Source organism: Streptomyces sp. NPDC059740 (assembly GCF_042733155.1).
Taxonomy (GTDB): Bacteria; Actinomycetota; Actinomycetes; order Streptomycetales; family Streptomycetaceae; genus Streptomyces.
The window spans coordinates 56,280-69,789 of the sequence record NZ_JBHWGP010000001.1 but is presented as its reverse complement, the minus strand read 5'-3'; the positions used below and the strand labels follow the sequence as shown (position 1 = coordinate 69,789).

Here is a 13,510-nt window from a genome sequence, read left to right as displayed (position 1 = left end):
GCGGTCACGGCGGCCCGCCCGTCCATCCGCCGGGCGCTGGGCCGATGTGCCGAGCCCGTTCACCCCTGCGCGGGTTCCGGCGCCCTGCCGTGGACGCGTCGCCCGCGCCGCGGGGGTCAGCCCGCGCTGCTCAGCGACAGCTTCGCCGCGAATCCCAGGAAGGCCAGGCCGGCCGTGGCCGAGAGGCTCGCGGTCAGCTTGCGACGGCGCCGGAAGGTGGCCGCCAGGTAGGTGCCGCTGAAGATGAGGACGGTGAGGTAGGTGAAGCTGAAGAGCTGGGCCCACGCGCCCAGGGTCACGAAGGACAGCACCGGGTGCGCGTAGTGCGGGTCGACGAACTGCACGAAGAAGGAGATGAAGAAGAGGATCGCCTTCGGGTTCAGGAGGCTGACCACCAGCGCCCGCCGGTAGGGCCGCTCCTCCCGGGGCGTCTCCTGCCGCTCCTCGGCCGCCGCCTCCGAGCGCAGTTCCGCCTGCCGCGCCCGGCGCTCCCGCCACAGCTTGGCCGCGCCGCGCAGCATCCCCACGGCGAGCCAGGTCAGGTAGCCGGCGCCGCCGAACTTCACCACGTCGAAGACCAGGGGGCTGGCCTTGAGCAGGGAGGCGACGCCCCCGGCCGACAGCGTCATCAGCACGGCGTCGCCGCAGAAGACCCCGGCGGCCGCGGTGTAGGCCACCTTCGGGCCGCGGCGCGCGGCGACCGAGACGACGTAGAGCGAGTTGGGGCCCGGCAACAGGATGATCACCGCTAGCCCGGCGAGATACGTCGGCAGATCCGTTATGCCCAGCATGGCCGCAGAATGCCACAGCCACCCCGGCACCGGCAGCGGCCATCCGCGATCCGGACTTGCCCCTCACGCGACGTGAGGCGGCACGGTGGGGGGCGAAAGCCGGGAAGCACCGGGCCGCAGACCGGCCGACCGCTGCCCGACGTGCTGCCGGGACGTGAGGAGACGCACATGGAGCCGCACCGCGGGCCGGCCGGCGGCCGGACGTACTCCGTCGGGGAGGTGGCCGCGCGTGCCCACGTCACCGTGCGCACCCTGCACCACTACGACGGCATCGGCCTGCTGGTCCCCGGCGCCCGGAACACCGCGGGCCACCGGCGCTACCGCGACGCCGACCTCGACCGGCTCCAGCGCATCCTCTTCTACCGCGAGCTGGGTTTCCCGCTGGGCGAGGTGGCGGCGCTGCTCGACGACCCGGACGCCGACCCGCACGCGCACCTGCGCCGCCGGCACGCCCTGCTCACCGACCGGGTCGCCCGGCTCCAGAAGATGGCCGAGGCCGTCGCACACGCCATGGAGGCACACAGGATGGGAATCGACCTCACCCCGCAGGAGCGCTTCGAGGTGTTCGGCGACGCCGACCCCGAGGTCCACGAGGAGGAGGTGCGCCGCCGCTGGGGGACGACCGACGCCTACCGGGAGTCCCGCCGCCGCACCGCCGGGTACGGCAAGGAGGACTGGCGGCGGGCGGTGGACGGCATGACGGAGATCCACCACGCCCTCGCCGAGCTGCTCGCCGCCGGCGTCCCGGCGCGCTCCGGGGCCGCCGCAGACCTGGCCGAACGCCACCGCCGCCACATCTGTGACCACTACTACACCTGCTCCCCGCAGACCCACCGCGACCTGGGGCGGACGTACGTGAGCGACCCGCGGTTCACCGCCGTCTACGAGGCGATCGCCCCGGGCCTGGCGGCGTACGTGTGCGAGGCGATCGCGGCCAACACCGCGCGGCAGGAGGGGGACGGCGAGGGCTGACCGGAGCGGCCGGCCGGGAACGCGGGGCCCGGGGACGCGGCCGGGCGGGGCCCCGGGACGCGGCGGCCCGGGGCGGCCTGCGGGCCCGGGCGGGCGGCCGGCGGGAACGGGGGCCGCCGTTGCCCCGTTGGTACTTTGGAGTCGGGCCGCGCCCCTGCGCCCGTACTGCTGCCGCCCGACGCCGGCGCCCGCATCCCCAGGAGCCCTCCCCCCGTGAACACACTCGCGCTCGGCCCCCAGTGGCTGGACCCCGACTACCTGATCAGTACCTTCGGGCTCATCGGTGTGCTGGTCGTCACCTTCGCCGAGTCCGGCCTGCTCATCGGCTTCTTCCTGCCGGGCGACTCGCTGCTGTTCACCACCGGCATGCTGGTGACGACCCACAAGCTGCACCAGCCGCTGTGGCTGGTGTGCGTCCTGGTGGCCCTCGCCGCCGTCCTCGGCGACCAGGTGGGATACCTCTTCGGGCGCAAGGTGGGGCCCTCGCTGTTCAGCCGTCCGGACTCCCGGCTGTTCAAGCAGGAGAACGTCGCCAAGGCGCACGAGTTCTTCGAGAAGCACGGGCCGAAGTCGCTGGTGCTGGCCCGTTTCGTGCCCGTGGTGCGCACCTTCACGCCGATCATCGCCGGCGTGAGCCGCATGGACTACCGCTCCTTCGTGGTCTTCAACCTCATCGGCGGCGTCCTGTGGGGCGTGGGCGTCTCGCTGCTGGGGGCGGCCCTCGGCGGGATCGCCCTGGTGCGCGACAACATCGAGGCGATGCTGGTCCTCATCGTGCTGATCTCGGTGGTCCCGATCGCCGTCGAGTACCTGCGGGCCCGCGCCAAGGCCCGCCGGGAGGGCCCGGCGGCGCCGGCGGAAGCCGCCCGGCCCGAACCGGAGAACGACTGGTCCGGACGGGGGTTCGATCGTGGTTACACTTCCGGCGAGTGGGGCAGTCGGGGTGGGCAGGACACGCACGACCGGTACACGCGCCACGACGAGACCATGCGTCTGACGGCGCAGTCCGACCCGAACCCGCCTGAGGACGGAACGGGACGCCGGGGCCGGCACGCCAGGCGCTGAGGCACTCCCTCACAGCCCGGTCCGCGTACCGGACCTCCCGCGCGCCCGTACAGCGGATCGGGCATCGTGTCCTTGTCAGACGAAGGACGCGAGGAGGACTGGAAAGACGTGGCGTCGGACCCGGAGGAGACTGAGGACCGCAAGTCCCAGTCGGACGAGGCGCACAGCGCCTTCACCCCTCCCCTGGGCGTGCCGTACCCGCCGGTGCCCGAGGAGGAGCACCCGACCTCGGAGTTCGCGCTGCCCGACGGCGCGCGGGCCGAGCAGACCGTGGAGACCGAGACCTCCGCGTTCGCCCCGCCGGGCAGCACCACCGGCACCACACCGCTGCCGGGCACCTCACGCGCCCCCGGCGGCTCCACGGCCCTCTCGGCCTACCCCGCGTTCACCCCGCCGCACGGCATCCCCAAGGTCACCCTCGCCAAGGAGACCCCCTGGCAGGACCGCATGCGCACCATGCTGCGGATGCCGGTGGGGGAGCGGCCGGTACCGGAGCGGGTGGTCCGCGCCGAGGACGAGAGCGGGCCCGCCGTGCCGCGCGTGCTCGACCTCACCCTGCGTATCGGGGAGATCCTCCTCGCCGGCGGCGAGGGCGCCGAGGACGTCGAGGCGGCCATGTTCGGCGTCGCCCACGCCTACGGGCTGGAACGCGTCGAGCCGACCGTGACGTTCACGCTGCTGTCGATCTCCTACCAGCCCTCGCTGGTGGACGACCCGGTCACCGCCAGCCGCACGGTGCGCCGGCGCGGCGTGGACTACACCCGGCTGTCCGCCGTCTTCGGGCTGGTCGACGAGATCACCTCGGAGAACGTCAGCCTGGAGGAGGCCTACCGCGGTCTCGCCGAGATCCGCCGTAACCGGCACCCCTTCCCCAGCTGGGCGCTGACCCTCGCCTCCGGGCTGCTGTCCGGCGCGGCGAGCATGCTGGTCGGCGGCGGGCTGACGGTCTTCCTCGCGGCGGCGGCCGGCTCGATGCTCGGCGACCGGCTCGCCTGGCTCGCCTCCGGGCGCGGCCTGCCGGAGTTCTACCAGTTCGTCCTCGCGGCGATGCCGGCCGCCGCGCTCGGCGTCGCGCTCAGCGCCTTCCACGCTCCGGTGCAGTTCTCCGCCATCATCACCGGTGGCCTCTTCGCCCTGATCCCCGGACGCGCCCTGGTGGCGAGCGTCCAGGACGGGCTGACCGGCTACTACATCACCGCGGCCGCCCGCCTGCTGGAGGTCGGCTACCTGATCGTCGGCATCGTCATCGGCGTGCTCAGCGTCCTGTACGCCGGTGTCCAGCTCTCGCCGACGTTCAGCAGACTCAACCCCGAACAGGCGCTGGGCACCTACGACGCCCCCGCGGTGCAGATCATCGCGGCCATGCTGCTGGCGGTGTCGTTCTGCGTGCTGCTGCAACAGGAGAAGCGCACGGTGGCCTTCGCCACCCTCAACGGCGGCATCGCCTGGGTGGTGTACGGGGCGCTGGCCAACGTCGTGAAGACCAACGCGGTGGTGGCCACCGCGATCGCCGCCGGCCTCGTCGGCCTCTTCGGGCAGCTGCTCTCCCGCTACCGCTACGCCTCGGCGCTGCCGTACGTCACCGCGGCCATCGGTCCGCTGCTGCCCGGTAGCGCCACCTACTTCGGCCTGCTCAACTTCGCGCAGGGCAACCTCGACGCGGGTATCTCCTCGCTGGTGCGGGCGGCGTCCCTGGCGCTGGCCATCGCCATCGGGGTGAACCTCGGGTCGGAGATGGCGCGGCTGTTCATCCCGACCCCCGGCGTCGGGGACGAGGACGCCAGCGCCCGGCGTGCCGCGAAGCGCACCCGCGGCTTCTGACCCGGCCCCGGAGCACGTACGAGGGGCGGACCACCGACGGTGGTCCGCCCCTCGTGGCGCGGGTGCGCGGTCGCCCGGGCACCCGTCGCGCCCCGCCCTCGGCGGGGCGGGAGCCGGCCCTCAGTGGCCGCCCTGCTCCTTGAGCCGCTTGTAGGACGCCTCGATCTCGGCGTCGGCCTCCGCGCGCCCCACCCAGTCGGCGCCCTCGACGGACTTGCCGGGCTCGAGGTCCTTGTAGACCTCGAAGAAGTGCTTGATCTCCAGGCGGTCGAACTCCGACACGTCCTCGATGTCCTGGAGGTGCGCCACCCGCGGGTCGTCCGCCGGGACGCACAGCAGCTTGTCGTCGCCGCCGGCCTCGTCGGTCATCCGGAACATGCCCACGGCACGGCACTTGACGACACACCCGGGGAACGTCGGCTCGTCGAGGATCACCAGGGCGTCCAGCGGATCACCGTCCTCGCCGAGGGTGTCCTCGACGAAGCCGTAGTCGGCCGGGTAGCTGGTGGACGTGAAGAGTCGGCGGTCCAGGCGGATCCGCCCGGTCTCGTGGTCGACCTCGTACTTGTTCCGCGAACCCTTCGGGATCTCGATGGTGACGTCGAACTCCACGGCTGGCTCCTCCATGATCAAAACATACGTCTGGTGGTTAAGTGTCCCCCACGGGTGTGCGTGGTGGCGAAAGGGGCTGGTCCGAGGTGCCGCAGGCCAGGGCGTGGCAGGTCAGGTGGGAGAAGCGGTGGCGTGCGGCGCGGCGCGAGGCCGTGCTGTGGTGGGCCTCGCTGGCCCGGGAGCGGCGGACCACCTGGCGGCTGGCCGCGGTCTCCGCCGTCCTGGGCCTGGCGCTCGCCGTCCTCGTCGTCACGGCCGCCGGCCCCTGGGAGGACGGGCAGCGCAGCGCCGAACGCGCCTGGGCGGCCGAGGCCGGCGCGCCCGCGGCCGGCGGCTCCTCCGACGACCGCCCACCGCGCCAGACGCCACGGGCCCCCGCCGTACTCGCCCCACTGGGCGCGCCGGTGGGCGGCAAGGAGGCCCGGGAGGCCGGCCAGGTGGTCCCGCCCCCCACCCGGGCGGGCCTGGCCGACGCCCTCTCCGCACTCGCCAAGGACCCCGCGCTCGGCAAGCTGCGCAGCGCCTCGGTGCTGGACGTGGCCACCGGCGAGGAGGTCTACGGCTCCCACCAGGGCGACACCACGGCCCCCGCCTCCACCATCAAGATCGGCACGGCGGTGGCCGCCCTCAGCCGTCTGGGGCCCGACCACCGCATCACCACGAAGGTCGTCGACGCCACACCCGGCGCCAAGAAGAAGGGGAAGCGGGCCGGACCCCGCCGCCTGGTGCTCGTCGGCGGGGGCGACCCCACCCTGACCGCCCGTCCCGCCCGCGGCGACGAGCAGCCGGCCAGCCTGCGCACGCTGGCCGCCGAGGCCGCCCGGACGCTCCGGCAGGCGGGCGTCAGCCACGTCAGCCTCGACTACGACACCTCGCTGTACTCCGGGCCCACCGACCACCCCATCAGCCCCAACGACAACATCTCGCCGGTGACCCCGCTGATGGCCGACGAGGGCCGGCTGAACCACACCGACCACGGCCCGGCCCCCCGCGACACCGACCCGGCGGCCACGGCGGCCCGCACCTTCGCCGGCTTCCTGCGCAAGGACCACATCACCGTCGACGGCACACCCCGCAACCGGAAGGCGCCCGCCGGCGCATCGGACCTGGCCACCGTCCAGTCCCCGCCGCTCTCCGCGATCGTGGAGCGGATGGAGACCAACAGCGACAACGACATCGCCGAGGCCCTCGCCCGGCAGACCGCCCTCGCCGCCCACCAGCCCGCCAGCTTCGCGGGCGGGCGCAAGGCGGTCCGCGCCACCCTCGACGGCCTCCGCCTGCCCACCCGCGGCGCGCTGTTCGAGGACGGCAGCGGGCTCAACCGCGACGACCGGGTCTCGGCGGCGCTCCTGTCGCACCTGCTCCTGCTGGCGACCTCCCCCGACCACCCCGAGCTGCGCCCGGTCGTCACCGGTCTGCCCGTCGCAGGTTTCAGCGGCACCCTGAGCACCCGGTACGCGGCCGGCGGGCCCGCGGCGGCCGGCACCGGCGCGGTCCGTGCCAAGACCGGCACCCTGACGGGCGTGAACACCCTCGCCGGCACGGTGGTCGACGCCGACGGACGCCTCCTGGTCTTCGCCTTCATGACCCGCGACACCACCGACGCCCTCGGCGCGGAGCAGAGCCTGGACCGGCTGGCGGCCTCCCTGGCCAACTGCGGGTGCCGATAGGGACACCTGCTGTGCCACCGCCCGGCACCGGCCCGCTCGGCGTTCGGCTACCAGGGGAGAACCGGACGCCGTACGGTGAACAACATGACTGGCATCGGCACGGAGATGGTCGACTGGAACCTGGCGGTCGCGACCGCCACCCGGTTCGTGCGACCCGGCCCGGAAGTGAGCCGCGACGAGGCCCGTGAGGTGGTCGCCGAACTGCGGCGGCACGCCAAGGCGTCCGAGGAGCACGTCCGCGAGTTCACCCGGATGGCCCCACCGGGAGCCGGCGGGGGTACGGCCGGGGAGTCGCCCGTGCTCGTGGTGGACCGCGCCGGCTGGGTCAGGGCCAACGTCGCGGGGTTCCGCGCGGTCCTGGGCCCGTTGCTCGGCAAGATGCAGCAGCGTCGCGCCGGCCTGCCCGGCGGCGTCGTGATGGGCGCGGTCGGCGGCAAGGTCACCGGCGTGGAACTGGGCATGCTGCTGTCCTTCCTCGGCTCCCGCGTCCTCGGCCAGTACGAGACCTTCGCCCCGGCCACCCGGGACCTGCCGGCCGCGGCCGGCGGCGGCAAGCTGCTGCTGGTGGCCCCCAACATCGTCCACGTGGAGCGCGAGCTGGAGGTCGACCCGCACGACTTCCGGCTCTGGGTCTGCCTGCACGAGGAGACGCACCGCACCCAGTTCGCCGCGGTGCCCTGGCTGCGCGACCACATCGAAGGCGAGATCCAGTCCTTCCTCGCCGAGACCGACATGGACGCCGGCACGCTCCTGGAGCGGCTGCGGGAGGCGGCCCAGTCGCTGGCCGGCGCACGGCCCGAGGGAGAGCGGGGCGAGGGCGGCGGACGCAGCCTCGTCGAACTCGTCCAGACCCCTGCCCAGCGCGAGATCCTGGCGCGGCTGACCGCCGTGATGTCACTGCTGGAGGGCCACGCCGACTACGTCATGGACGGGGTGGGCCCGCAGGTGGTGCCCTCCGTGGCGGAGATCCGCGAGAAGTTCCAGCAGCGGCGGGCCAGCGGGGCCGGCCGCCTGGACCAGGTGCTGCGGCGGCTGCTGGGGCTGGACGCGAAGCTGCGCCAGTACCGCGACGGTGAGAAGTTCGTGCGGGCCGTGGTGGACCAGGTCGGCATGGACGGCTTCAACCGCGTGTGGACCTCCCCCAACACGCTGCCCACCAAGCAGGAGATCGCCGCCCCCGCGGAGTGGGTCGCACGGGTCCACGGCCCCGACAGCCCCTGACCGGTCCCGGCCGCCTGCCGCCCGGGCCGGTCGGCGGACAGCGCGAGGAGCGGGCCGTCCGCACGTGGGGCGGCGGACGCCCGCCACGGGGCGCGGCGGGCGGGCCGGGGGCGTGACGGTGCCGGTGCTGCCGGCGGTGGCGCGCCGCCCGCCGGGCGCGGACGCGGCGCGCTCCGGGGGAGTGCACGCTGGAGGGGAGACACCGTAGGGGAACGGGAGCAGGACACGCCGGTTCCGACAGATGGCCGCCCCCTCAATCACTCTTCCGAGGGACCATCGGCGAGGGGAGGCCGTGCAATGCTCAAAGAACGACTCGCCTCTGTCACCATCGAAGCACTCTGTGTGACGACTTTCCCGGTGAGCGCAGAGTCGTCGACGGCTCCGGCCCCCGGGGCGCGCCTCCCCCTCAGTTGAACGATTGGAAACGGACATGGGTCCCCATCCAGCGGTCGCCGCGATACGCCTGGCGGTTCGCCGCGTACTCCAGGACGTCCTGAGCCCCCACCACGGCGTCCCCCAGGCGAGCCAGGCCACCAGCCTGTGCACTTCGGCGCAGGGCGGCGTCTCGCTCCCCGCCGGCGCGTCCGCCGCCGGCTCGACCGTCCTGCCCGCCCCGCCCGGCGCGGTCGGTGCGCAGTCGTCCCCGGCACAGACCCCGGACCTGCCGGGCCCCTACGTCCCCGCCCCGGCCGCGCAGGCGGACCTCTCCGCCCGGCGGCCCGACCCCCGGGCCCCGCTGATCCTGGTGGCCTGCTCCGGCGGTGCCGACTCCATGGCGCTCGCCTCCGCCCTCGCCTTCGAGGCGCCGCGACTCGGTCTGCGCGCCGGCGGCGTCACCGTCGACCACGGCCTGCAGTCCGGCTCCGCCACCCGCGCCGCCGAAGTGGTGGCGCGCCTGCGGGCGCTGGGCCTCGACCCCGTCGAGTCCGTCGCCGTCGACGTGGGTGAGGAGGGCGGGCCGGAGGCCGCCGCCCGCGCCGCCCGCTACGCCGCCCTCGACTCCGTCGCCGACGCGCACGGCGCCGCGGCGGTCCTGCTCGGCCACACCCGTGACGACCAGGCCGAGACCGTCCTGCTGGGGCTCGCCCGCGGCTCCGGCACCCGTTCGCTCGCCGGCATGGCCGCCACCGCGGGCCCCCGCGGCCGGTACCGCCGCCCCTTCCTGGGCCTGGACCGCCAGACCGCCCGCAAGGCGTGCCTGCTGCAGTCCCTGCCGGTCTGGGACGACCCGCACAACAGCGACCCCGCCTACACCCGCTCCCGCCTCCGGCACGAGGGCCTCCCGGCCCTGGAGAAGGCGCTGGGCAAGGGCGTGGTCGAGGCGCTCGCCCGCACCGCGCAGCTCTCCCGCGACGACGCCGACGCCCTGGACTCCTGGGCGGCGGAGGCCGAGCGGAGCGTGCGGGACGAGACGGGGGCCCTGGACGTGGCCCGGCTCCGCGTCCTGCCGGCGGCCGTGCGGCGCCGGGTGCTGCGCCGGGCGGCCATCGAGGCGGGCTCGCCCGCGGGCTCGCTGTTCGCGCGACACGTGGAGGAGGTGGACCGGCTGATCACCGCCTGGCGGGGGCAGGGGGTCATCAACCTGCCCGGGCGTGTGGGTGTGCGACGGCAGGGTGGCAGACTGGTGGTCCGGCAGGACTGAGGTGTCCCTCGCGGGGCGGTCCGGTCGGCAGGGCGACCAGAGCCTGAATCCGGTCCCACCCGGGCGGCCCACACGGCGCACGGGCAGGACCGGTCGAAACGCGAGCTACTCCGAAAGAGCGGGACACGGGTGGACACCACGGACATGGGCGCCGATCTTCAGTCGGTACTCATCACCAAGGAAGAGATCGACGCGAAGCTGGCGGAGCTGGCCGCGAAGGTCGACGCCGAGTACGCGGGCAAGGACCTGCTCATCGTCGGCGTGCTCAAGGGCGCGGTGATGGTCATGGCCGACCTGGCCCGCGCGCTGTCCACCCCGGTCACCATGGACTGGATGGCCGTCTCCTCCTACGGGGCGGGCACCCAGTCCTCGGGGGTCGTGCGCATCCTCAAGGACCTCGACACCGACATCAAGGGCAAGCACGTCCTGATCGTCGAGGACATCATCGACTCCGGTCTGACGCTCTCCTGGCTGCTGTCCAACCTCGGGTCGCGGGAGCCGGCGTCGCTGGAGGTCTGCACCCTGCTGCGCAAGCCCGACGCGGCCAAGGTGGCGATCGACGTGAAGTGGGTCGGCTTCGACATCCCCAACGAGTTCGTCGTCGGCTACGGCCTGGACTTCAACGAGAAGTACCGCAACCTGCCCTTCGTGGGGACGCTGGCCCCGCACGTCTACGGCGGCTGACCCCGTTCGGCGGGGGTGCATGACACCGTTTCGGACGGTATCGGCCCCCTCCCGGGCGGTCCGGGTGCCGTGCCTGCTCTCACACCGCCCGACGGGAACCCACGGCGGGCGCGCGCCGTTGGACCGGGGAGGACGCAATCCAGCTGTCCGTTGTTCGCCCTCGGCGGCGGCGCCGGGTGACAATGCTGGGGTACCGTCCGAAGGTCGGTCTTTTTTCGGGCCAGTAATACACCGTACGCACGACCAGCTCCCGCAGGGGCTGTTGTGCCTCACTGTGGCAGGAGGGACGGGGCCTAGCGCTCCGTATGGATGGACGTGAAGCGATACTTCCGTGGGCCGGTCATGTGGATCGTGCTGGCCGTCCTCGCCGTGGTCGTGTTGATGCAGGTCGTCTCTTCGTCAGGCGGCTACAAAACGGTGGACACCGGTCAGGTCGTCAAGACGATCGCTGACAACAAGGTGAAGTCCGCCGAGCTCACCACCGGCGACGACAACAAGATCAAGATCGAGCTGTCCGGTGACAACAAGGTCGAGGGATCGAACAAGATCCAGGCCAGCTACATCGGTGACCAGGGCTTCGACCTGGCCAAGCAGCTCCAGTCCAAGTACCAGACGGGCGACATCAAGGACGGTTACACCGTCTCGCCCTCCAAGCAGAACCCGTTCGTCGGCGTCCTGCTCTCCCTTCTCCCCCTCATCCTCATCGTCGTCGTCTTCCTGTTCCTGATGAACCAGATGCAGGGCGGCGGCTCCCGGGTGATGAACTTCGGCAAGTCGAAGGCGAAGCTCATCACCAAGGACACCCCCAAGACGACGTTCAACGACGTCGCCGGGGCGGACGAGGCCGTCGAGGAACTGCAGGAGATCAAGGAGTTCCTCCAGGAGCCGGCCAAGTTCCAGGCGGTCGGCGCCAAGATTCCCAAGGGTGTGCTGCTCTACGGCCGCCCGGGTACCGGCAAGACCCTGCTGGCCCGCGCCGTCGCGGGTGAGGCCGGCGTGCCGTTCTACTCCATCTCCGGCTCCGACTTCGTCGAGATGTTCGTGGGTGTGGGTGCCTCCCGGGTCCGCGACCTGTTCGAGCAGGCCAAGGCGAACGCCCCGGCCATCGTCTTCGTCGACGAGATCGACGCCGTCGGCCGGCACCGCGGTGCGGGCCTGGGCGGCGGCCACGACGAGCGCGAGCAGACGCTGAACCAGCTCCTGGTGGAGATGGACGGCTTTGACGTCAAGGGCGGCGTCATCCTCATCGCCGCCACCAACCGGCCGGACATCCTCGACCCGGCGCTGCTGCGTCCGGGCCGGTTCGACCGCCAGATCGCGGTGGACCCGCCGGACCTGGAAGGCCGCCTGGACATCCTGAAGGTCCACCAGAAGGGCAAGCCGATCGCCCCGGACGTCGACCTCAAGGCGATCGCCCGACGCACCCCCGGCTTCACCGGCGCGGACCTGGCCAACGTCCTCAACGAGGCCGCCCTGCTCACTGCCCGCAGCGAGAAGAAGCTGATCGACAACCACTTCCTGGACGAGGCGATCGACCGTGTGGTCGCCGGCCCCCAGAAGCGGACGCGCATCATGTCGGAGAAGGAGAAGAAGGCCACCGCCTACCACGAGGGCGGTCACGCCCTGGTCGCCGCGGCGTGCCCGAACTCCGACCCCGTGCACAAGGTCACGATCCTGCCGCGTGGCCGGGCGCTGGGCTACACCATGGTGCTGCCCGAGGAGGACAAGTACTCCTCCTCGCGCAACGAGATGCTCGACCAGCTCGCCTACGCGCTGGGCGGCCGTGCCGCGGAGGAGCTCGTCTTCCACGACCCGACCACCGGTGCCGCCAACGACATCGAGAAGGCGACGGCGACCGCGCGGGCCATGGTCACGCAGTACGGCATGACCGAGCGCCTCGGGGCGATCAAGTTCGGCCAGGACAACTCCGAGCCGTTCCTCGGCCGTGAGATGTCGCACCAGCGCGACTACTCCGAGGAGATCGCCGCACTGGTCGACGAGGAGGTCAAGCAGCTCATCGAGGCCGCGCACAACGAAGCGTGGGAGATCCTCGTCGAGAACCGCGACATCCTCGACAACCTCGTCCTGGCCCTCCTGGAGAAGGAGACGCTGGGCAAGGAGGAGATCGCGGAGATCTTCAAGCACGTGGTCAAGCGCCCCGCCCGCCCCGCGTGGACCGGGTCCTCCCGCCGCACGCCCTCCAGCCGGCCCCCGGTGATGTCGCCCCGCGAGCTCGCGCCCGCCAACGGCACCGGCCTCACCAAGGGTGACACGCAGGAGGAGAACGGCTCCGAAGGGTGACCCCACCCTCCTTCCGGACCTTTGACGGAAGCCCGGAATGAACGCAGCGCCCCCCAGGTTCTAGCCTGGGGGGCGCTGCCACGTGCGCAGGAAGAGCGCAGGCGCAACAGGAACGAGGGACCCATGACCGACCCGGTGACGCTCGACGGTGACCACACCGTCGGCAGGTTCGACGAGAAGCGCGCCGAGAACGCCGTGCGGGAACTGCTCCTCGCCGTGGGCGAGGACCCCGACCGCGAGGGGTTGCTGGAGACCCCGGCACGGGTCGCCCGCGCCTACCGCGAGATCTTCGCCGGTCTGTGGCAGAAGCCCGAGGACGTGCTGACCACGACGTTCGACATCGGGCACGACGAGATGGTCCTGGTGCGCGACATCGAGGTCTACTCCACCTGCGAGCACCACCTGGTGCCTTTCCGCGGGGTGGCCCACGTCGGCTACATCCCCTCGGTCGACGGCAAGATCACCGGGCTGTCGAAGCTGGCCCGGCTCGTCGACGTCTACGCGCGCCGGCCGCAGGTGCAGGAACGATTGACCACACAGATCGCCGACTCGCTGATGGAGATCCTGGAGCCGCGCGGCGTGATCGTCGTCGTGGAGTGCGAGCACATGTGCATGTCCATGCGCGGCATCCGCAAGCCCGGCGCCAAGACGCTGACCTCGGCCGTCCGCGGCCAGCTGCGGGACTCCGCCACCCGGGCCGAGGCGATGAGCCTGATCATAGGACGCTGACC

The 13,510-nt window shown here is 72.6% G+C and carries 10 protein-coding genes and 1 pseudogene; 9 read left to right on the top strand and 2 right to left on the bottom strand.

Annotated elements, in window-relative coordinates; all coding sequences use genetic code 11:
* Positions 1–116: 116 nt before the first annotated feature.
* Positions 117–791, bottom strand: coding sequence for a leucine efflux protein LeuE (gene leuE, locus ACFV3R_RS00315; protein WP_385572931.1), 675 nt, complete (start codon positions 789–791; stop codon positions 117–119).
* Positions 792–959: 168 nt separating this feature from the next.
* Here leuE and ACFV3R_RS00310 point away from each other — a divergent pair, with 168 nt between their 5' ends.
* The 3 genes and pseudogenes from ACFV3R_RS00310 (at position 960) to ACFV3R_RS00300 (ending at position 4,649) form a co-directional block, all read left to right on the top strand.
* The gene (locus tag ACFV3R_RS00310; protein WP_385572929.1) at positions 960–1,763 is read left to right on the top strand and encodes a MerR family transcriptional regulator; all 804 of its coding nucleotides are present in this window, start codon (positions 960–962) and stop codon (positions 1,761–1,763) included.
* Between the two features lie 213 nt (positions 1,764–1,976).
* A pseudogene (locus ACFV3R_RS00305) lies at positions 1,977–2,660 on the top strand (DedA family protein); the annotation flags it as partial.
* 276 nt (positions 2,661–2,936) lie between these two features.
* On the top strand, positions 2,937–4,649 hold the full coding sequence (locus tag ACFV3R_RS00300; RefSeq protein WP_385574198.1) for a threonine/serine exporter ThrE family protein: 1,713 nt from the start codon (positions 2,937–2,939) through the stop codon (positions 4,647–4,649).
* Between the two features lie 120 nt (positions 4,650–4,769).
* Here the strand turns inward: ACFV3R_RS00300 and ACFV3R_RS00295 are convergent, their stop codons facing one another.
* A complete protein-coding gene (locus ACFV3R_RS00295) occupies positions 4,770–5,261 on the bottom strand; it encodes an inorganic diphosphatase (protein WP_385574193.1) in 492 nt (163 codons plus the stop codon).
* Between the two features lie 152 nt (positions 5,262–5,413).
* On the opposite strand from ACFV3R_RS00295, the gene dacB reads away from it, so the two are divergent.
* The 6 genes from dacB (at position 5,414) to folE (ending at position 13,508) form a co-directional block, all read left to right on the top strand.
* Entirely contained in the window at positions 5,414–6,931 is a 1,518-nt protein-coding gene (gene dacB / locus ACFV3R_RS00290) for a D-alanyl-D-alanine carboxypeptidase/D-alanyl-D-alanine-endopeptidase (protein WP_385574188.1), read from the top strand.
* 84 nt (positions 6,932–7,015) lie between these two features.
* Positions 7,016–8,152: a zinc-dependent metalloprotease gene (locus tag ACFV3R_RS00285; protein WP_385572927.1), complete on the top strand. Its 1,137-nt coding sequence runs from the start codon at positions 7,016–7,018 to the stop codon at positions 8,150–8,152.
* Between the two features lie 430 nt (positions 8,153–8,582).
* Positions 8,583–9,794, top strand: coding sequence for a tRNA lysidine(34) synthetase TilS (gene tilS / locus ACFV3R_RS00280; RefSeq protein ID WP_385572925.1), 1,212 nt, complete (start codon positions 8,583–8,585; stop codon positions 9,792–9,794).
* Between the two features lie 144 nt (positions 9,795–9,938).
* Positions 9,939–10,478, top strand: a complete 540-nt coding sequence (gene hpt / locus ACFV3R_RS00275; RefSeq protein ID WP_385574183.1) for a hypoxanthine phosphoribosyltransferase — start codon at positions 9,939–9,941, stop codon at positions 10,476–10,478.
* Between the two features lie 309 nt (positions 10,479–10,787).
* Complete coding sequence (ftsH, locus tag ACFV3R_RS00270) at positions 10,788–12,779, top strand: ATP-dependent zinc metalloprotease FtsH (RefSeq protein WP_385572923.1); 1,992 nt, start codon at positions 10,788–10,790, stop codon at positions 12,777–12,779.
* Between the two features lie 123 nt (positions 12,780–12,902).
* The gene (gene folE, locus ACFV3R_RS00265) at positions 12,903–13,508 is read left to right on the top strand and encodes a GTP cyclohydrolase I FolE (RefSeq protein WP_385572922.1); all 606 of its coding nucleotides are present in this window, start codon (positions 12,903–12,905) and stop codon (positions 13,506–13,508) included.
* The last annotated feature ends 2 nt before the right edge of the window (positions 13,509–13,510 follow it).